This is a genomic window from Paracidovorax sp., from assembly GCF_057642795.1.
The window spans coordinates 1-19,768 of sequence record NZ_JBXYZY010000021.1 but is presented as its reverse complement, the minus strand read 5'-3'; the positions used below and the strand labels follow the sequence as shown (position 1 = coordinate 19,768).

The window sequence follows — 19,768 nt, the reverse complement described above, 5'->3', positions numbered from 1 at the left end:
ACGTGGATTGTGGGCAGCCCTGCTTAAAACGCAAAAGAATATATTTTTGTTTATTAATCAGCTCGCAGAATAAAGCGCTGACGCACTGCGGTCCAGCCGCACCAGGGGTGCCCACATCACGCCGCGGCGGCGCGCCAAGGCTCGGACACTGCAGAGCCAGCGGGTGCTGCACCCGCCCCTGCGGCAGACGCATCCCCCACCAGCGATTGCAGCAGAGCCCAGCCCAGCGGCCAGTCCCCATGGCCGGACTCGACGTTGATGTGGCCGGCGTTCTGCAGGCGCACGAATTCGCTGCCCCAGGAACGCGCATAGGCCCCTGCGAGCCGCACAGGGCAATAAGGATCGTTGCTGCTCGCCACCAGAATGCTGCGATAAGGCAAAGCGCCGTGGGGCACCGGCGCAAAATCGCTCAGCACGGCCCGGCGCTCAGGGTCCGCCGGTGCGACGAACAGCGCGCCCCCTACCCGGGCGGTGGCGTCCGGGCCGATATGGGTAGCGGCGATGCACCCCAGGCTGTGCGCCACGAGGACGACAGGATGCGGCGCGGCGAGGATCGTGGCTTCAAGCGTCTTCACCCAGTCGGCGCGTGTCGGGGTGATCCAGTCGTCCTGCACGACGCGGATCACCGAGGGCAGGCGCTGCGTCCAGAGCGTCTGCCAGTGGCCTGGGCCGGAATCACGCCAGCCCGGCACAACGACGATGGACGTGGTGGCGGCACTCATTGCGCGCAGCTCCCGCATACCCCGGGACGGGTGGCGACGGGAGGGGCGCGGAGAACCACAAAGCTGGAGGGGACGGTCGGGGCCATGCGTTCATTCCTGGTGCGAAAGCAAGATGGAATGATTCTGGCGACCGGCCCTTCCGATACAAACAAATATATCGTTGTGAATTAATAGATAAATCGTCTATTAAAGGCTGCCACGGGTCGCAACCGTTCCTGCTGACGGAGCCTGCCTTCCCCTTGCCTCAGCAGCGCCTGGAACGCGCCGCACTCCGGGCCGCCCACCCCAGCACCTGCCACTGCGCAAGCACCAGCGCCATATACGCCGCCACTTCGGCCCACTCTTCGAGCACGGCAGCGTTGTTGCCCCAGTGGGGAGACACCTCCATGCCCAGCAGATGCCCTTCGCCATAGGTGCTCAGCAAGGCAGCGGCCACTCCCAGGCCCAGCTCGGCCCATGGGAAATGCCCGGCGCGCAGCACCGACCACACCACCCGCTCGACCCGGAACCACGCGAACAGAGAGCCGGCAGCCACCAGCAGGGCCACGGCGACCGGAGCCACGGCAGGCTTGTACCAGAGCACCGAAGAGGAATATTCGGGGCCGTCCGCCCCTATAGCCAGCGGCTGGAGCAGCGCTGCGCCCCAGCTCAGTTCGCGGGCAGCCAGCAGCATCCAAACCGGCGTCAGGCATACGGCTAACGCCACCACGTCAGCCCTGGCCCCTTGCCGCCATGAAACGATGGCACGCCACGCGGCCACGGCCCCGCCGCCCAGCAGTATGGCGAGTTGGAGGTTTTCGATCCACCCGTTTTCCCAAGCCGCCTGGGCGGGGAGCACCGGAACGACGAAGAATCCGATCGCCAGCCAGAGGGCAACCGTGAAGCAGAAGAAATGACGGGGAGACGCCGGTGGCGCCGGCTCATAGGCCCCAGCCGGGGAAGTGCAAAGGGATTTCATGCGGACGGGTGCATCGCTGTGCCCGCCGCTGAATGCACGCCGTGGTGTGCCAGGAAACCGGAGGGAGACAGCGCAGTTCAAAAAATGAACTGGTGAGTGCAGATGTAAAAATTCACGATATGCGAATCATACTCATCAATATGCATCAAACCGTCATACTTCAGGTGTAGGAAAAGATCGACACCATCGCCTCACTCAATTCCGCACCAGCCCATGCGCGGTCTAGGGGCAGGCCGTATGCCCCGGGACGGCCTCGCCCAGAAAGTCCAGAAAGCGCCGCACCGCAGGCGACAGCCCCCGACGCGAGGGAAATACGGCATGCACCACACTCGGGGGCGCGGACCAGCCCGGCAGCACTCTCACCAGCCTGCCGTCGGCCAGCTCGGTATGGCACATGTAGTCGGGCAGCCAGCACATGCCTGTTCCGGCCAACACAGCGAATTTGAGGGTCAGCAAATCGTCGGCCACATAGCGCGGGCTGTGCTGCACCGTCTCCTCCCGCCCGTCGGGCCCGATCAGCCGCAACGTGGTGCGCCCCTCGGCGGCGGACATTGCCAGACTGTCGAGCGCGGGCAGATCCGCCAGCGTGGCCGGCACGCCCTGCCGCTTCAGCAAAGAAGGGCTGGCCACCAGCACCTGCGCGCCCTCGTCCAGGCGCTTGACGATCATGCTGCCGCTGTCGTCCACCGTGGCGCGCACTCGCAGAGCCACGTCCACGCCCTCCTCCACCAGGTTGACGATGCGGTTGGTCACCTGCATCTCCACCCGCACCAGCGGATTGCGCTCCAGAAACTGGGGCATCAGCTCGCCCAGCACGCTCTGCGCTAGCGTGACCGGGCAGGTCACGCGCACGGTCCCCCGCGGTTCTGTCTGCACCTGCGCGACGGTATCGGCCGCCGCCTGGGCCGAATCGCGCATGGCCTGGCAATGCCGAAGGTAGGCCTCACCCACGTCGGTGAGAGAGAGCTTGCGGGTCGTGCGGTGTAGCAGCCTCACGCCTAGGCGCGCTTCCAGATCGGACACCCGCCGCGAGAGCCGCGACTTCGGGATGCCCAACGCCCGCCCTGCCGCTGCGAAGCCGCCGCGCTCCACCACTTCGGCGAAGTACAACATGTCATTGAGATCCTGCATGGCTCACTCCCTCGATTGTTGAAAGCGCACGTGGCACATTGTTCTATCGACAGGACAATCTAGCGCATATGCCATGACTTATCAATGACTACATTAACCAGCACAATCTATCCAACGCCGAACATATTGGCGAGGCTTTAAGGAGAAAACCATGCAACTGCTTCACATCGACTCCGCCATCACGGGCGGTGCCTCCGTTTCGCGCCAACTCACCGCCAGCACGGTCGCCGCCTGGGTGGCTTCGCATCCCGGCACGCAAGTGCAGTATCTGGATCTGGCAGCCGACGCCCCCGCCCACTTCACGCTCGACGCCATGGCGCCGCGGACCGGCCAAACCGAAGGCCTGACCGAAGCCCAGCAACGCGAAAACGCCGTCTCCGAACGGCTGGTGAGCCAGTTCCTGGCGGCCGACGTGATCGTGGTGGGCGCGCCTTTCTACAACTTCGGAATCCCCACGCAGCTCAAGGCCTGGATCGACCGCCTGGCCCAGCCGGGCCGCACCTTCCGGTACACCGCGAGCGGGCCTGAAGGCCTGGCCAAAGGCAAGACCGTGATCGTGGTCTCCACGCGCGGCGGCGTCTATTCGACCACCGAAGGCGGCCGCGCCTTGGAGCACCAGGAAAGCTATCTGCAAACCATCTTCGGTTTCTTTGGCATCACTGACGTCCGCTTCGTGCGCGCCGAAGGTGTGGCCATGGGCCCGGATGCGAAGAACGCCGCCCTGGCCAGCGCCGAAAACGACATCAAGACCCACGTGGCGCAGTCCGTCACCAAGGCGGCCTGAGGCTGCGAAGCAACCAGCGGGCAGGCGCCAGCGCCTTTCCCCCTGGTTGCGGGTGTGATCCGATACCCCCAAGCAAAAGAGCCGGCATTGCCGGCTCTTTTGCTTGGGGTGATGCGCCTTTCCAGACGCAAAGACTCCGTGCTCAGGCAGCAGGTCGGTGATCGCCCGCGTTGTTGTGCGTCTTCACCCAGGCCACGTACTTGTCCATCCAGGTCTGCAGGAACTTACGGCTGCCTTCGCCCACGTTGCCGTCGTCGTCGATGAAGCCCTCCTTGTAGTGGATGAAAGCTTCGGGCTGGCCGAGCGTGGGAACGTCCAGGTACGCGAGCACATTGCGCAGATGCTGCTGCGCCAGAGCCGTGCCGATCGCACCCACCGACGCGCCGAGAACGCCCGCAGGCTTGCCACCCCACACGCTCTGCCCGTAGGGCCGAGAGCCGTGGTCGATGGCGTTCTTGAGAACGCCAGGAATCGACCGGTTGTATTCAGGGGAGACGAACAGCAGCCCTTGCGATGCCGCCACCTCGGACTTGAGCCGCAGCACGGGCGCGGCCTGCTGGCTGTCATCGTCCTGGTTGTAGAGCGGAAGATCGTCGATGCGGATCTCCTTGAAGGAGAAGTCCGCCGGCGCCAGCCGAGTGAGCGCGTGGGCCAGCTTGCGATTGATGGAATCTTTGCGGAGGCTGCCGACGATGAGTGCGATCTGGTAGTGGTCCATGCCATTCCTTTCGGGGATGTGAAAGACAAGAGAAACGCGCCGCCCGCAGCGGCGCACAACACCCATCATAAGGAAGGCCGCCGCACCCAGCCTGCCCCCAACGGACACTAAAAAGCTACATTTTTAATAGCAGCCTACCCAATAAAAACAAAGGCTCCAGGGTGTTTCGGTCTTGACTCCCAGGCGAGCGCAGGGCAGCAGCAGACACTCCATGCCGATGCAGTCCTACAGGAAGTCGGCTCAACGGCGAAGACGCGGCCCCATGAAAAAAGCCCGGCTGCAGGCACAGCCGGGCCAGATGCATTCACCCGCCCCTTCCCGCCGCCAGCAGCCAGTCGGGAGGGAGAGGGTCAGCGATCAGCAGAGGATCAGACGTTCCGGCCGAAGGGCCCGTCGCTGCCGACCTGCACGATATTCTCAGCGCTCGGCGCGTCCTTCTTGCCGCCGCGACGGCCGGGCTTGGGCTGCTCGGTCTGAGCGACGCAGTCTGCGTAGTAGCGCACCACGCCGTTCTCGTCTTCGATCTCCACCAGACCGTGGATGTCGGTCTCGAAGCCCGGCGAGAGCTTGGAGAACTCACGCGAGAACTTGAGGTAGTCCACGATCTTCTTGTTGAAGACTTCGCCCGGGATCAGCAGTGGAATGCCGGGCGGGTACGGCGTGATCAGGCTGGTGGTGATGCGGCCTTCGAGGTTGTCGATCTCCACGCGCTCGGTCTTGCGCTGGGCGATGTGGGCATAGGCGTCGCTCGGCTTCATCGCGGGGGTCAGGTCCGACAGGTACATCTCCGTCGTCAGGCGGGCGATGTCGTACTTGGCGTAGAGCTCGTGCACGTGCTGGCACAGATCCTTCAGGCCCATGCGCTCGTAGCGCTTGTGCTGCTGGCAGAACTCCGGAAGGATGCGCCACATCGGCTGGTTCTTCTCGTAGTCGTCCTTGAACTGCTGCAGCGCCGCCAGCAGCGTGTTCCATCGGCCCTTGGTGATGCCGATGGTGAACATGATGAAGAAGCTGTAGAGACCGGTCTTCTCGACCACCACGCCGTGCTCGGCCAGGTACTTGGTCACGATGGAGGCAGGAATGCCGGTCGCATCGAACTTGCCGTCCAGGTTCAGACCCGGCGTGACGATAGTGGACTTGATCGGGTCCAGCATGTTGAAGCCGTCGGCCATCTGGCCGAAACCGTGCCACTTGCTCGCGCTCTTCTTGCCCTTGCCATCGCTGCGGATGATCCAGTCTTCGGCCCGACCCACGCCTTCGTCAGCCAGCTTGTCCGGCCCCCAGACCTTGAACCACCAATCGTCCTTGCCGAACTCTTCCTCCACCTTGCGCATGGCGCGGCGGAAATCCAGCGCTTCCAGCAGGCTCTCTTCCACCAGCGCGGTGCCGCCGGGCGGCTCCATCATGGCAGCGGCCACGTCGCAGCTGGCGATGATGCTGTACTGCGGGCTGGTCGAGGTGTGCATCAGGTACGCCTCGTTGAACAACGGGCGGTCGAGCTTGACGGTCTGCGAGTCCTGTACCAGCACGTGGCTGGCCTGGCTGATGCCGGCGAGCAGCTTGTGGATGGACTGCGTCGCATAGACCACGGAATGCTTCGGACGCGCGCGCTTCTTGCCCATGGCGTGGTAGCTGCCGTAGAACGGGTGGAAGGCGGCGTGCGGCAGCCAGGCTTCGTCGAAATGCAGGTTCTCGACGTAGCCGTCCATCATCGACTTGATGGTCTCGGTGTTGTAGAGCACGCCGTCGTAGGTCGATTGCGTGAGGGTCAGCACGCGCGGCTTCACGGCGGCCGCATCCACGCCCTTGAGCAGCGGGTTGGCGCGGATCTTCGCCTCGATCGCGTCGCGCTCGAACTCGCTTTTCGGGATCGGGCCGATGATGCCGAAGTGGTTGCGTGTGGGCTTCAGGAACACCGGGATCGCACCCGTCATGATGATCGAGTGCAGGATGGACTTGTGGCAGTTGCGGTCCACCACCACCACGTCGCCCGGCGCCACCGTGTGGTGCCACACCATCTTGTTGGAGGTGCTGGTCCCGTTGGTCACGAAGAAGCAGTGGTCGGCATTGAAGATGCGCGCCGCGTTGCGCTCGCTCTCTCCGATGGCGCCGTTGTGGTCCAGCAGCTGGCCCAACTCTTCCACAGCATTGCACACGTCGGCGCGCAACATGTTCTCGCCGAAGAACTGGTGAAACATCTGGCCCACGGGGCTCTTGAGGAAGGCCACGCCGCCGGAATGGCCCGGGCAATGCCAGGAATAGGAACCGTCCTCTGCGTAGTCCAGCAGCGCCTTGAAGAACGGCGGCTGCACGCCCTCCAGGTAGCTCTTGGCCTCGCGGATGATGTGCTTGGCCACGAACTCCGGCGTGTCCTCGAACATGTGGATGAAGCCGTGCAGCTCGCGCAGGATGTCGTTTGGCAAATGGCGCGCCGTCTTGGTCTCGCCATGCACGTAGATCGGCACCTCGGTGTTCTTGCGCCGCACTTCGGCGATGAAGTTGCGCAGGCTGAGCACGATGGGGTCGAGCCCCGAGCCCAGCGTGAACTCTTCATCGTCGATCGACAGAATGAATGCGCTGGCGCGGCTTTGCTGCTGCGCAAACTGGGTCAGATCACCATAGCTAGTCACGCCCAGCACCTCGAAGCCCTCGGCCTCGATGGCGTGCGCCAGGGCGCGAATGCCCAATCCTGACGTGTTCTCAGAGCGGTAATCCTCGTCGATGATGACGATAGGAAAGCGAAACTTCATGCGCAGCCTCCGGGCAATCGGGCCAAAAAACGAAACAGCCGCGCAGTGTAAAGAATATCAATGTCAGCCTTTTGAAGCGCACAGGCTTTTGTCCCACAATTCGCAAGGCCCGTCCCCACGACGATGGCTCCAAGGAGGGAGATGATGGAGGAATCGACACTCTGGTGGTTGGTCGCCGGAGCCGCGGTGATCGCCGAGCTGCTCACCGGCACTTTCTATCTGCTGATGCTCGCCCTAGGCATGGTGGCGGGCGCTGCCGTGGCCCACATGGGTGCATCCACCTCCGCGCAGCTACTCGCAGCGGCCTTGGTGGGCTGCTCCGCTGTCGTGGCCTGCCATCTGGTCCGCAGGCGCCATCCCTCCGGTCAACCTGCGGCGCGCAACAGCGACGTCAATCAGGACGTGGGCGCGACAGTGCAGGTCGATGCCTGGAACGCTGACGGCACCGCACCGGTACGCTACCGCGGTGCGCAGTGGACCGTGGTGCTGGGCCCTGGCGCGGCGCCGGCCCCAGGCTTGCACCGGGTGATCGAAGTCATCGGTAGCAGGCTAATCGTGGAGCCGGCCTGACGGGGCGCCCGCCGGCCGCCCAGAAACCACGGCCGGCCCTTTTGCTTTCTCTCTTTTCTTTTTTTGCCAGCCGCCCCCAAGGGCACCCCGCCCGCACAGGGCCAATGAAAGGATTCCATGGAAATCGCCATCGTCGTTTTCGTAATCGCCGCTGTGTTCATTGCCCGGTCGGTGAAAGTCGTTCCCCAGCAGAACGCCTGGGTCAAGGAACGACTGGGCAAGTACGCCGGCACGCTCACGCCAGGGCTCAACTTCCTCGTGCCCTTCATCGACCGTGTCGCCTACAAGCACAGCCTGAAAGAAATACCGCTGGACGTGCCCAGCCAGGTCTGCATCACGCGCGACAACACGCAGCTGCAGGTGGACGGCATCCTCTACTTTCAGGTGACCGATCCTATGCGCGCGAGCTACGGCTCCAGCAACTACATCATGGCCGTCACCCAACTGGCGCAAACCTCGCTGCGCAGCGTGATCGGCAAGCTGGAACTGGACAAGACCTTTGAAGAGCGCGACATGATCAACGCCCAGATCGTCGCGGCCATCGACGAAGCGGCCCTCAACTGGGGCGTGAAAGTGCTGCGCTACGAGATCAAGGACCTCACTCCTCCCGCCGAGATCCTGCGCTCCATGCAGGCTCAGATCACCGCAGAGCGCGAGAAGCGCGCACTCATCGCCGCTTCCGAAGGGCGCCGCCAGGAGCAGATCAACATCGCTACCGGCGAACGCGAAGCTTTCATCGCCCGCTCCGAAGGTGAAAAACAGGCGCAGATCAACAACGCCCAGGGCGAAGCCGCTTCCATCACCGCCGTGGCCGAAGCGACCGCCCAAGCCATCGAACGCGTCGCCGCCGCCATCCGCCAGCCCGGTGGCGAACAGGCCGTGCAACTCAAGGTAGCCGAACGCGCCGTGGACGCCTACAGCCGCGTCGCTGCAGACGCCACCACCACCCTCATCGTGCCCAGCAACATGACCGAGGTCTCGGCCCTCATCGGCTCGGCCATGAAGATGGTGCAAACCAGCAGCCATCGCGCGCCCTAAATTCGGGAATTCGCAGATCACATGCCGCTTTCCCAAAACCGGCGCAAAGCACTGCTATACTTGACGGCTTCGGAGAGGTGGATGAGCGGTTTAAGTCGCACGCCTGGAAAGCGTGTGTGGGCTAATCCCCACCGCGGGTTCGAATCCCGCCCTCTCCGCCAAGTACATTTTTTCCTTTAAAATCAACGACTTACGTGATTTTTTGGAAAGAGGTGGTAGCAAAACTGGTAGCAATTCATGCTCAGTTTGCCCATCTACAAGCTTGGCAACGTCTACTATCTGCATACGCGCATACAGGGCCGACAGGTCAAGCGCTCCCTGCGAACCGGCTACAAGCGCGAAGCACTTCAACGCGCCCTAGCCCTTTTGCAAGCCATGCCGAAGCCCTTCCCCCCTGAAAAGTACGAGCTAGACGCCTCGCGCGGCATTTTCAAGGCCGATGGCCCGGAAGACCATGCCCGCCTGATGGAAGCCATCGAGGCGCTGAAAACACTGCAATCCGGTGGCTTGCCTTTGGCCGCGCCAGCCGTGGCACCCGCGCCCGTCGCAGCCCCGACCCAACCCGCCGCCGATGACCCCACGGCCTTGAAGCTGGACGAGCTGGCCGAGCAGTACTTTCTGCTACGGAACGTAAAGCAAGCTACCGTGAAGTCCTATCGTGGCGCAGCGGACGAGCTGGCGGCCTTCCTGGGCAACCCGCGCATCACGCGCATCACGCTCAGCGACATATCGCGGTTCCAAGTGCATTTGGCAGAAAAGGGCAACTCGCCCCGCACCATCGACAACAAAACGAGCAATTTGCGCGCACTTTTGGGCTTTGCAAAAAAGCAGGGCTACATGCGCGAGCAGAACCCCGCCGCCGAGCGCTCGCTTATGTCGAAGCGTCAAAAAGCGCAAAACGGCTGGGCGACTTTTGAGCAAGACGAGATGGACGCGCTTTTGAGCAGCGCCTATTTCCGCGAGCGAATTACGGACGACACCGACTACACCACCGCCGTGCTGCTGGCTATTTTCACAGCATGCCGCGTGGGCGAAATCACCGCGCTCAAAAAAGAGCATTTCAAGCGCAGCCGCAAAGGCATCCCCTTCTTCACTATTCGCGATAGCAAAACCGCCGCAGGCATTCGCGAAGTGCCGTTGCATCCGTATATCTTCAACAGACTCATCCCGAAGTTAGAAGCGCTAAAAAGCCCATCCGGCAAACTTTTCCGCTACAAGGAGCGCGACGGAAAAGGCAGCGGGAATGCGGCAGGCAAGATGCTGAAACAAAACCTCATTGCCGCACGCATTGACCGCCCCAAGCTGGTATTCCACAGCCTCCGAAAATACACAAATAACTTGCTAATGGAACTTGGCGTTAGCCTGGAACACCGCTGCGCTTTTGCGGGGCATGAACTCGACAATGTAAATGTGCGGAGTTACACAAAAGCAATCGGGGTGGATGACCTTGCAGCGGCCATTTTTCCCGCTTTGGACACCATCGCGGCATCGGTCGAAAAGGCCATCAATCCGATGGCGGGAATTGCAATAGGCGACTTGATAGACCCCGACACCCTAATGTAATAGAAAAACCCGCCAATCGGCGGGTTTGTTCTTTATACCGTATCACCAGCCGTATAGGGTAGCGACGGCAGCAAATCCGGGAAAAGCTTTTTGTCGCGCTCCGGGGACTTGGCGAGCAAATTTGCGATGTGCTTGCGTAGCGCCGCATTGTCTTCAATGTCTTTCAGCACAATTGCACCTATCACAAACCTCTTTCGCTCATTGGTGCTTTTTTCTTTCGCATTGTATTTGTTGCGCAAGCTTTGCTCTCGCGCCTTCAATTGCTCTTGCTCCTTTTGCAACGCTGCAATTCGCTGTTGAATGCTTTTGTTCATGATTTGTCTCGCTTTCTGAAATCAGCTTAACAAATCACTGCCATTTGTCAATAAAGGCTGGGGCTATTCACTTGCCCCGGCCTTTCTTGCTTTTGCGCGTGCTTTTGCTACTATGAATGTATCAGCGCACACGCCTTATGTCCTCGCATGCTAAATCGTCCTCGTCCATCGTAGCCCCCTGCAAGGGCTCACTTATGCATTCATATCCTTGCGGATATAAATGCGTTCGCCCTGCCGGGGGCATTGCTTCGCAATCGGAGGCTACGCTATATGCCTAGCCTAGCTACATGGTTTTCGCCATCGCTGCAAACGCTCTCGCGCAAAAAGGGGCGTAGCTCCGTATTAGCCGCTGCGTATCGCGCTTGTGCAAAGCTAACGGACGAGCGCTTGGGCACCACCAGCGATTACAGGCCAAAAGGAAAGCACGGTCTCGCAGAGAACCTTTGCATTGGCATACCCGGCGACGACATAGAGAAGCTATGGAACGCCGCAGAAAAAGCGGAAAACCGCGCAGATGCCACGGTAGCCCGCGAGCTAATGATTCCCCTATCGGCGGAATGGACTGATGGCGAGCGGCGCGAATGCGTCCGCGACATCGCGCAACATTTGCGCGATACATACGGCGTAGCCGTATTGGCGTCAATTCACCGCCCCGCACGGGATAACAGAAATGACCACGCGCACCTTTTGTTTACTACCCGCACCGTGAATGCCGAAGGCGATTTCGGCAAGAAAACGCGAATCCTGGACGACATGAAGACCAGGGAAGTTAAGAAAATGCGGGAGCGCGTTTGCGATATTGTGAACGCGCATGCGCGCGCCAATGGTTCGGATTGGTATGTGCATGCCGGAAAGTTCTCGGAAATTGTGAATGATCACATTCCGACAAAACATGTTTCCATTTCCAGCGGAAAGAATCAACGCAAGTACATCGAGGCCAACCGCGCAGAAGTCGGTGAGGCGATGGCCGCAATTGCAAAGACAAAAACACGAATTGCGGCGATTGATGCGGAGATTGCAGAATTGCAAGCACCCGCCGTGGTCGAGGAATCAATTGAGAACACATCGCCAACGCAAGATGCTCCACAGCTTGTATTGACTCGTCGCGCTATGCCAGACGACGCCGCCAAAGCGCATGCAGAGATTGAAGCCGCCCTCACGCGCCGCCGTGAACTGAAAGCTAAACACGACAAATGGACGGCATGGAAAAAAGAGCTTGAAGACAATAAGCCAAGCACGCTAGCAATCATGTTTGGTAGCTACAAGGGGAAAATAGCACAAGCAAACCGGCACATAGAATTGCTGGAAGATGCCGCACGGGCGCAGGTTGCTATTGCGCAAGACCCCCAGCGAAAAAAGCTATATGCTCAATACGAAGAAGTCATCGCGCACAACATGACAGTTCGTGAGCAAGAATTGCAAGCACAAAAAGCAGAAGCCAAGCGTTTAGAAAAACTGGCGGAGGAAAACGCCCGTGCTTACCAATTGTCGAATGCGCAAGCTTATGCGGAGGATTGGTCAGCATCTCTGCAAGAATCCTGGCGGGAGGTTGACGAGCGGCGCTCGCGTGAGAAGGCCACAGCCTACGGCGATGACGGCTACGGCATGTAAGCCCCTAAAACCGTTTTACAAGGCGCGCAATGGGGTTGGCTGGTGCAATTGGCCCATGTTGCCGCGTCAAAGCCTTACAGGAGCGTTTACCGTGCTATTGCTTCCGCTTCGTTGACATGGGGCCTTGCCCCATACCCCGTTTAATTGGCTTATATTCATTGTGCATGCTAGGTTGACGTATGACCTCAGCAATCACTTCGATACAGCACGAATGCGCCCAAAGAGCCGCCGAGCTTTTGGCCGCGCCCCATGTTTACATCGACACCGAAACAAGCGGCTTGTATACCCCGAGAATTGTTCAAATTGCTATCACCGATAGCGACGGCAATGCGCTGCTTAACACCTTGGTACATCAGCGGTGGGCAATTCCCACAAAGGCAACGGCCATCCACGGTATCACCACCGAAATGACCAAGGCGGCACCACGCTGGGCCGAACTACTTCCCGCCATAGTTGCAATAACTGCTGGAAAAACCGCCATTTTCTACAATTACGAATTTGACATGGACGCCATTGCGCATACTTGCGCCATATCTTCTGTGCCTTGCCCAAAGCTCAAAGCCGCGTGCGCCATGACGCTTTACGCAGAGTACGCGGGGGAGTGGTCGGACTACTGGCAAAACTACCGCTTCGTACGCTTGTCCCGTGCCGCCGCTGAGTTTGGGTACCTTCACCAAAACGCGCACGATGCTTTATCCGACTGCATGGCCACACGCGCGGTGATGCATGGCATGGCAAATAGCTTGAAAGTCTGATTCCCAAATACCCACCCCAGCCCCGCCGCTTGCGGTGGGGTGGGGAGGGTCGGCACCCCGAAGGGGGCCGGGGAGGGGGTGGGGCTAGAAGCCATATAGAGATGAAGACACACAATCCGCACAGCGGCCTATGCCATACCGCCATGTGAATTTAATACGTTGTCGGGTGTGATACACGCAGGGTAAGCACAAAACGCGTTTGCGGTGCCATATATCGCTATTCCGACCCCATGCCACTTTTCAAAAATAAGGAGCTTGCGAACTTTTTTTGCTATTGTTTTGCGTTCTTTCGGAAGGTGCTGAATTGCTCTCAGACAAAGAAAAAAGGGGGACACCGCACGGCACCCCCCTTTTATGTTGCAAAGTGCACCCGCATTTGCTATTGTGGGTAAAGGTTAAGCAGTTCTCAGGCTACTTAACCCGCAAGCAGTAAAACACCTACTCCTTACGCCCACTCTTTTATTCTACATAGTTGGCGAAAATTGACAAGTGATTTGGGGTTTTTCAACTTGCAGCAGTTGAAAAGGAACACCCCGAAATGTCAGAACCCAAATACAACAGCATCACGGCAGCAGTAAAAGCCCAGGCACGCCAAGCACGCCGGGATGCAAAAGCCGCAGCCCAGGCAGCACGCACACCCAAAGTGCCGGCATACCATCCCAACGCAGTGAATCTGCGCAGCCATACACTGGCGCGCATTCTCGCCAAATACCGTACGCGCGGCGTCAAATTTTCATCCTCGTCTTTGCAGATTTGCCGCCGCCGTGCACAGCACGATGCGGAATTTGTGGGCGTTTCCGTGTCAACGCACGGTGACAAAAAAACCGCCAGCCTGAATAATGTGTTTTTTTGCAACAACAGCATTCACTGCCCACACTGCTCCGCAAAGCGCGAAGCAAAGACGCGCGACTACTTGAACAATGGCGTATCGCCCGCTGCTAAAAGCAAGCGTTTAAGCACGGGTCTTTTGACCATCACATGCCGCCACACTGCCGCAACTGCCCCCGATGACTTGTACGCCTACAAGCCATTGGCCGATGCCTTTTACTCGGCTTTGTCGCATTTCCATTCCAACTCGTACCGCATCTTTGATGCCCTCGGGGGCGGCTACATTGCCGGTATAGAGGCCCCAATGGGCGCAAAAGGCTTGCATATCCACAGCCACGAGGCCATCTTCTTTGATGCTGCTTTGCCAAAAGCCGAGCGCGATAAGCACATCGCAGCCCTGAAAGCCAAAGCAATTGCAGCGTTTAAGCGTGCAGGGCTCCACATTTCCGCATCCTGCCTGGACTTTCAGGAAAACTATGACCTTGGCTACATTGCAAAGAGCGGTACCAACGAAATCCACGCCAGCGACGACGCCGCGACCATCCACCGCAAGCGCGCCGACTACGAACTAACGCGCAAAAAGACAAATCACGGCCACAGCAACAACCGCGAGTTTGTGGAACATTTGGACGATGCCAAGCACGACAAAGCCGCCGAAATCGAGGTTGTACGCCATCTTTTAGCAATGGGCGGGCGCGACCGCTGGATTGTCAGCCGTCGCCTTACCAAGCTGCTTGGTATCCCGTCATTGAGCGACTACAAAGCCACGCATGGCGAAGCAAAAGCCGACGCAGCACCGAAGAAAATGGTGGCCGAAATGCACCCCGAAGCCTTCAATTTGGCTACCGAAAGCATCAACCAGCGCCCCGCCGTCGCGCTGATTCTGCGCGCCGCAAAGAACGAGGACGCCCGCCCCGGCACGGTAGGCAATATGGTGCATGCTCTCGTTAATGCGACAATGCACGCCCACGAGGCACGCATTACCGCCAAGGTGCAAAGCCGTACCGATGCAAAGATTGAAGCTCTGAAAGCCGTTCCACGCCACGAAAGCATTACGCGCACCTTCGTTGCGGCAATTGTGGCGAACGGCCAAAAAGAGACCATTGCGGCCATTAAAGAGTACCGCGCCAGCATCGCGCAGCGCTTGCGCCCCGTGGCGGAAATGAAGGCCGAGCGTGAAATGCGCGTACAAGCCGAGCAAGCCGCACAACGCGCCACCGTGGAATGGCTAGCCAACCTTACGCCCGCCGAGCTTGCTATGCACGAGCGCATGCAAGCAGGTCGGGGAAATGCTTTGAACTTCTCGTAATTGCACCATCGTGCTAAATTGCGGCAACCACACAACGGAGGCCGCATGGCAGGAAATGCAGAATTGTCAGCAGAAGCACGTTTGGCCGCTTTGGAAGCAAAGCGCGCAAAAGCAGCCGAGACCCTCGGCAGCATCGACGACGATATAGCCAGCCTGCGCGCGGAGACGCGCGGCGCAGTACTGGAAGCCACAAAAAAGACCATCGCCGACTACCGCTTTACCGCCGTGGAGCTTTTCGGCACACCACATGCCAGCAAGCCAAAAGCCAAGGGCAAGAGAGGCCCAGCCATAGCCAAATACCGCGACGAACACGGAAACACCTGGGGCGGCGGCAAAGGCCCGCGCCCTGCGTGGGTAAAGGCCATTGAGGCGGCAGGTGGCGACCTCGAAAAGTACCGTGTGAACGCCGTCGCGCAGCGCTTGGCCGACCAGGGCGGCAAGGCCCCCGAAATGGCCGAAATCCCACGCCGAAAGACTGCGGTGTAAGCACGTTGGCCGTTACCGCTAGAACTTTGCCTGTGTATTAGGTTAAATCCTGCCGCCCCAAGAAATGCGGAGTAGCAGGAAGCGTAGTAGATGCCAGATAGCTCCCTATTTCGCGCGCAATGTCGGTTTGCGACTCCTCGCGCGCCCTGCATTTCTGGGCCCATGCGCGGCCCGGGTGCAAGGTATCCCAGCGAGGGCGCAGCCCGTTATAGCGTCCAGACCCCGGGTCATGATTGCCGAAGCCCTCAACAATTAGATTCCACAAGGGCGAGAACTTGGCAATCATCAGCGACTCGCCGAGTGGAATCCAGATTTCATCAACGACCAAATACCGACACGAGAAGTCAGCAATATCTAGGGTATCAGTCGCTTGTACCGACTCGGCATGCTCTTGCAAGCGACTGAAAAGAGCCTTAGAACGCGTGGGGTCGGGCATAACTTTACCCTTGCGCGCCCCTTGTGGCACCGCCTTTCCTACGTAAATTGGCAGCGTTGGATTCCCGGGCTCCGCTTGGTTAGGGGCGGCGATAGGCCCATAGGCCACGTACTTGCCGTGGTAGTAAATGGCATAGATGCCAGACCCGAAAAACGCCTTCAATGCTCCCAAAGAGTGCGCAGGCTGGCTTACAAGTGCTTCCGCCACACTTGCGCCAAGGTTCTTCTTGTCCAGCGGATTAAAGGGTATGACTTCAGCCGTTTTGCTCATGCTCATCATGCTGCCCGCTTCTTACTCTTCGGTTGCAGCGACTCAACCCGGCGAAGTTCAGAACGAATGATTGCTTCGGCCACGGAAGCTGCTACGGTGCGCCCCAGGGCCACAGGCACGGCATTTCCCAGTTGGCGCATAGTTTCTGTCCATGAACCGTGGAAGATGTAGCCATCAGGAAAGGTCTGAATTCGTGCAGTCTCACGGGCAGTGAAATAGCGCACCGACCCATCAGGAAGCACCATCATGTTTTCGCCGCCAGGAACACCGTGGTCGCCGGCCTTAATGGTCTTCGCCGGTTGGTCCAATGGGCTTCCTGTGTGCCCGGGGTAAACCTTGGCCCCGTCTTGGAATCGATGGTCGCGGATTCCCGTGGCGGGACGAGTGCGCGGGTCTGGCAGGTCCGCAATCGCATCGCGCACCGTTCGCCAAGGGAGGAGCTTTGGTGGATTTACCGCTAGCGTTTGGATGCGCTTGGCCAATTTCGCAGGAGGGAGAGGGCGCGCGCGCTTGGCGACTTTGTGGCGTTCCCAGTAGTCTCCCGTTACCCACTGGGAATGGATCAAGGCGTCCTCGCTGTGCGTGGCCTCCGGAAAATGCCAATCAATGTCGAGGTCTGACCGCGTTCCCACGATGAAAACGCGCTCGCGTTTCTGTGGAACACCATAGTCGGCAGCGTTTACCAACGTGGCTGTAACGTTGTAAGTGAGTCCACTTTCATGCATTCGCCCAGATGTCTTTTCGCTTTGTAGCCGAAGAAGGTGGTCAAACCAAGCCTCATGCGCACGTCGTGGGGCCTCCGGGAACTCCAACTGCAACTTGATGTATTCGAAGTAGTTGGCGAAGCTGGAACGAGTGAGCCCCTTCACGTTCTCCACGATGAAGGTCTTTGGGCGAAGAGTGCGTACAACTTGAACCGTAGCGGGAAACATGTCGCGCTTGTCGTCATGCGCCTTGTGCTTGCCTCCCATCGAGAACGGTTGGCACGGAGGGCCACCCGCCAACAATTCGATGTCCTGCGGAACGCCTGACCACTCTACCGTGCGAACATCGCCTTCATGAAGGGGCCAGCCCTCAACTAGCGGATACCCGCGCCGCTGATTCTCTCGAACCGTATCGCAAGCCCACTTGTCCCATTCCACCACCGCGAGGGATTTGAAACCGGCAAGGCTCACGCCCATTGCCAGTCCCCCTGCCCCCGCGAACAACTCCACGGCTCGCATCATTTGGTTCTTTCGTTCTCGTTCAACACTGCATCGACGCACCGCTGTTATTTTATACAGCATCTAGTGCGTTTGACTGGTAGTCCTGCATTGTGCCCGGATGTCGCCATAGTGCACGACAGTCGCGGAGTCGAGTGATGTACGGTGTGCATCGGTGGTACAAACGAGGTTCGAATCGCTAGTAGCAATTCTGGTAGCGAGTTTTTAACCCCCGCCACCACCTAAGTGCTTGATTGATAAGGGCTTTTGGCACAATGCAGATGTGTCCCGCCCTCTCCGCCATGCAAAGCTCGTAAGTGCTTGATTGCTAAGGGAATTTGAAATTTTAGCAGGCAGCATTTATCAAAGCAAATATCAAAAGCCGCAGCGAGTAATCGTTGCGGCTTTTGTCTTTCCAGGTGCGCTCCAAGTGCCATGACGGCGAGCCATCGCAGCCTGTGCAGGGCTGCGAAGTTTTTCAGTGCTCGATCTGTGCATGAGCTCCGTGTTACGGTTAAAAAGCCGTCGCTCCAAGTAATTGCGTAGCGCACGGCATCCACTCGCACAGCAGCCCCATCGTCGACCGGGCTGATTTCCCATCCCCCTCGCTGATTCCCAAGTCTCTGACCGGCTCCCGCCGCAGAGGCTGGCGCTGCTGTGTGCTTTTCATTTCTGCACAGGAGCACGCCACATGGCAACAACCCCGAACCCGACCTCATTCCAGCCCACTTTTCGACGTGTGGCCCAGCAAGGTAGGCACGATGACACCTTCGCGGTGATTTCCATGCTGACCGGCAAGACCACGGATGCGATCTTCCGCCAAGCTGAGAGCTTGGGCCTACCGAAAATAGGTCCCTTTCACGCATGGATCGATGGCGACCTCATCGCCAAGCTGCTGGCAGGAAACGGCCTCGTCGCAACGGTATGGAAGGAGTGCACCAGCTATAAGGACTTGCCCGAGGTAGCCATCGTGATGGTGGATTACGATGCCGACTGGGAGGTGGGGCGTTGTGCGCTTTACCACCGGGGCACCTCCAGCGATAGCAAGACAGCGCAGCCCTACTTGATTGACCCCTACCCGCATGCAGACAGCAAACTGCATCTGCGTGTAGGCACCGCCGAGTTGAATGGACTGCCTCCGTCGTGGTTCATCGGTGTCACGCAGATGGCGAAGACCGCTGGGAAGTGACCCATGCGCGGGCCGTACCTGTTCCCCGCGCTGCAAGGCCAGACGGTCACGGCCCTGCGCGTATGCGATCCCGCTGCAAACCCTTCGGCAAAGCCTACACACTTCGGAGCCATCGCCCTGCAATGCGAGCGCCACGCGCTGCTGTGCTACTGCCCCGTGCGGTACTTGCTTTACCCCCACGGCAGTACCTTTGGCCGCTTCGACGGAGCCACGGCGGTCTTGCCCTTTCGGGCCAGCCTGTGCGAAATCGAAGAGTTGGAAGACTGGCTGCCGATCACTGCGGGCGCGCACTGGTCGCACCATGTTGACCCGGCGCTATTCCTTCGGGGCGAGGTACTGACCAACGCACCGCAGTTGGTCAAGGCTGAAGAAGCCGCCGATTGGCAATTGGAATTCCGTTTCTTGAGCGGGAGACAATTTCGGCTGTCTCGGAACGCCAAGTGCAACCGCCTCCAGCTTGCTTCCGCCGAGGTCGATCTGGCTGCCTAACGCTTGCCCTTGCGCGTCGGCAGTTCCTGCATTAACTCGTCCGCAGGCAGCCCCAGCCCCTGGGCCAGCCGCCAGATGTTGTACAGGCTCAGGTTGCGCTCGCCGCGCTCCACGGCACCTACGTAGTTCGCGTGCAGGTCGGCCCGCTCTGCCAGCATCTCCAGCGTCAACTGCTTTTCTACCCGGAACTCCCGCAGCCGCTTTCCAAAGGCAGCCTGCACCCAGTCGCGCTCCTGCGCGAAGCGAGCTTCGAGCGGTTGCGGCTTGTTGACGAGTACCCGGGTCATGCCGGGCAGTCTGTTTTCTCACCCCTTATCAGTCCACAAACTATCCGTTTGTTTATGGCAAACTGACAAACCAACCAAACGGATAGTGTTTATCTTGGATATTCAAAATGGCGACCGCTGATTTCAATCTTGGTACTACTTGCCGTAGCACTGCGCGTAAATCCCTTGGCCTGTGGATTGCCGCGTTGGCTACCACCGTGACCCTGGCCGGGTGCTCTTCCCGGCCGGAGACGGCCGACATTCAAAAGGATCTGGCCGAAGCCTATGCCTGCCCCATCCTGTGAATCGCCCCGGGTTTTCTAGACACCTCTGAGCCTCAAACCTGAGGCCCAATTGGAGGTGCCATGAGTAAACAGAG

20 protein-coding genes and 1 tRNA gene are annotated in these 19,768 nt (G+C 59.4%); 12 read left to right on the top strand and 9 right to left on the bottom strand.

All coding sequences use genetic code 11. The features are described 5' to 3' along the window. Nucleotides 1-116 precede the first annotated feature (116 nt). The 3 genes from AC3A84_RS07110 to AC3A84_RS07100 form a co-directional block, all read right to left on the bottom strand. Complete coding sequence (locus tag AC3A84_RS07110; RefSeq protein ID WP_487968900.1) at nucleotides 117-722, bottom strand: RBBP9/YdeN family alpha/beta hydrolase; 606 nt, start codon at nucleotides 720-722, stop codon at nucleotides 117-119. A gap of 244 nt (nucleotides 723-966) precedes the next feature. Beyond that, a complete protein-coding gene (locus AC3A84_RS07105) occupies nucleotides 967-1,395 on the bottom strand; it encodes a hypothetical protein (protein ID WP_487968898.1) in 429 nt (142 codons plus the stop codon). A gap of 507 nt (nucleotides 1,396-1,902) precedes the next feature. Continuing rightward, nucleotides 1,903-2,811, bottom strand: a complete 909-nt coding sequence (locus AC3A84_RS07100; protein WP_487968897.1) for a LysR substrate-binding domain-containing protein — start codon at nucleotides 2,809-2,811, stop codon at nucleotides 1,903-1,905. 151 nt (nucleotides 2,812-2,962) lie between these two features. Here AC3A84_RS07100 and AC3A84_RS07095 point away from each other — a divergent pair, with 151 nt between their 5' ends. Beyond that, complete coding sequence (locus AC3A84_RS07095) at nucleotides 2,963-3,595, top strand: FMN-dependent NADH-azoreductase (protein WP_487968896.1); 633 nt, start codon at nucleotides 2,963-2,965, stop codon at nucleotides 3,593-3,595. Nucleotides 3,596-3,737: 142 nt separating this feature from the next. On the opposite strand, the gene AC3A84_RS07090 is transcribed toward AC3A84_RS07095, so the two are convergent. Together AC3A84_RS07090 and AC3A84_RS07085 are read right to left on the bottom strand one after the other, a co-directional pair. Continuing rightward, nucleotides 3,738-4,313, bottom strand: coding sequence for an NADPH-dependent FMN reductase (locus tag AC3A84_RS07090; RefSeq protein ID WP_487968895.1), 576 nt, complete (start codon nucleotides 4,311-4,313; stop codon nucleotides 3,738-3,740). 368 nt (nucleotides 4,314-4,681) lie between these two features. Then, a complete protein-coding gene (locus AC3A84_RS07085; RefSeq protein ID WP_487968894.1) occupies nucleotides 4,682-7,063 on the bottom strand; it encodes an Orn/Lys/Arg family decarboxylase in 2,382 nt (793 codons plus the stop codon). Between the two features lie 144 nt (nucleotides 7,064-7,207). Between AC3A84_RS07085 and AC3A84_RS07080 the strand changes: the two genes are divergently transcribed. The 4 genes from AC3A84_RS07080 (at nucleotide 7,208) to AC3A84_RS07065 (ending at nucleotide 10,234) form a co-directional block, all read left to right on the top strand. Then, on the top strand, nucleotides 7,208-7,633 hold the full coding sequence (locus tag AC3A84_RS07080) for an NfeD family protein (protein ID WP_487968893.1): 426 nt from the start codon (nucleotides 7,208-7,210) through the stop codon (nucleotides 7,631-7,633). Nucleotides 7,634-7,750: 117 nt separating this feature from the next. Beyond that, entirely contained in the window at nucleotides 7,751-8,671 is a 921-nt protein-coding gene (locus AC3A84_RS07075) for an SPFH domain-containing protein (protein ID WP_487968892.1), read from the top strand. Between the two features lie 71 nt (nucleotides 8,672-8,742). After that, nucleotides 8,743-8,832 (top strand) — tRNA-Ser (locus AC3A84_RS07070). A 76-nt stretch (nucleotides 8,833-8,908) separates the two neighbouring features. Then, the gene (locus AC3A84_RS07065; protein WP_487968891.1) at nucleotides 8,909-10,234 is read left to right on the top strand and encodes a site-specific integrase; all 1,326 of its coding nucleotides are present in this window, start codon (nucleotides 8,909-8,911) and stop codon (nucleotides 10,232-10,234) included. Between the two features lie 32 nt (nucleotides 10,235-10,266). On the opposite strand, the gene AC3A84_RS07060 is transcribed toward AC3A84_RS07065, so the two are convergent. After that, the gene (locus AC3A84_RS07060; protein WP_487968890.1) at nucleotides 10,267-10,548 is read right to left on the bottom strand and encodes a hypothetical protein; all 282 of its coding nucleotides are present in this window, start codon (nucleotides 10,546-10,548) and stop codon (nucleotides 10,267-10,269) included. Nucleotides 10,549-10,818: 270 nt separating this feature from the next. Between AC3A84_RS07060 and AC3A84_RS07055 the strand changes: the two genes are divergently transcribed. The 4 genes from AC3A84_RS07055 to AC3A84_RS07040 all read left to right on the top strand — a co-directional run bounded on the left by AC3A84_RS07055 (nucleotide 10,819) and on the right by AC3A84_RS07040 (nucleotide 15,537). Continuing rightward, nucleotides 10,819-12,159, top strand: a complete 1,341-nt coding sequence (locus AC3A84_RS07055) for a MobA/MobL family protein (protein ID WP_487968889.1) — start codon at nucleotides 10,819-10,821, stop codon at nucleotides 12,157-12,159. 179 nt (nucleotides 12,160-12,338) lie between these two features. Then, entirely contained in the window at nucleotides 12,339-12,914 is a 576-nt protein-coding gene (locus AC3A84_RS07050) for a 3'-5' exonuclease (RefSeq protein WP_487968888.1), read from the top strand. Nucleotides 12,915-13,452: 538 nt separating this feature from the next. Next, nucleotides 13,453-15,051: a hypothetical protein gene (locus AC3A84_RS07045; protein ID WP_487968887.1), complete on the top strand. Its 1,599-nt coding sequence runs from the start codon at nucleotides 13,453-13,455 to the stop codon at nucleotides 15,049-15,051. Between the two features lie 45 nt (nucleotides 15,052-15,096). Beyond that, nucleotides 15,097-15,537, top strand: a complete 441-nt coding sequence (locus AC3A84_RS07040; protein WP_487968886.1) for an H-NS histone family protein — start codon at nucleotides 15,097-15,099, stop codon at nucleotides 15,535-15,537. Nucleotides 15,538-15,574: 37 nt separating this feature from the next. On the opposite strand, the gene AC3A84_RS07035 is transcribed toward AC3A84_RS07040, so the two are convergent. Beyond that, entirely contained in the window at nucleotides 15,575-16,252 is a 678-nt protein-coding gene (locus AC3A84_RS07035; RefSeq protein ID WP_487968885.1) for an Eco29kI family restriction endonuclease, read from the bottom strand. Continuing rightward, nucleotides 16,249-17,469 carry a DNA cytosine methyltransferase gene (locus tag AC3A84_RS07030; protein ID WP_487968884.1) on the bottom strand — a complete coding sequence of 407 codons (1,221 nt, stop codon included), beginning with the start codon at nucleotides 17,467-17,469 and terminating at the stop codon, nucleotides 16,249-16,251. Before AC3A84_RS07030 ends, AC3A84_RS07035 begins: the two co-directional genes overlap by 4 nt. A gap of 667 nt (nucleotides 17,470-18,136) precedes the next feature. On the opposite strand from AC3A84_RS07030, the gene AC3A84_RS07025 reads away from it, so the two are divergent. Beyond that, nucleotides 18,137-18,634, top strand: coding sequence for a hypothetical protein (locus AC3A84_RS07025; RefSeq protein ID WP_487968883.1), 498 nt, complete (start codon nucleotides 18,137-18,139; stop codon nucleotides 18,632-18,634). 3 nt (nucleotides 18,635-18,637) lie between these two features. Continuing rightward, the gene (locus tag AC3A84_RS07020) at nucleotides 18,638-19,123 is read left to right on the top strand and encodes a hypothetical protein (RefSeq protein WP_487968882.1); all 486 of its coding nucleotides are present in this window, start codon (nucleotides 18,638-18,640) and stop codon (nucleotides 19,121-19,123) included. On the opposite strand, the gene AC3A84_RS07015 is transcribed toward AC3A84_RS07020, so the two are convergent. Then, nucleotides 19,120-19,410 carry a helix-turn-helix domain-containing protein gene (locus AC3A84_RS07015; RefSeq protein ID WP_487968881.1) on the bottom strand — a complete coding sequence of 97 codons (291 nt, stop codon included), beginning with the start codon at nucleotides 19,408-19,410 and terminating at the stop codon, nucleotides 19,120-19,122. The two genes, AC3A84_RS07020 and AC3A84_RS07015, sit on opposite strands and share 4 nt — an antisense overlap. 107 nt (nucleotides 19,411-19,517) lie before the next feature. On the opposite strand from AC3A84_RS07015, the gene AC3A84_RS07010 reads away from it, so the two are divergent. After that, nucleotides 19,518-19,694, top strand: a complete 177-nt coding sequence (locus AC3A84_RS07010; RefSeq protein ID WP_487968880.1) for a hypothetical protein — start codon at nucleotides 19,518-19,520, stop codon at nucleotides 19,692-19,694. Nucleotides 19,695-19,768 lie beyond the last annotated feature (74 nt).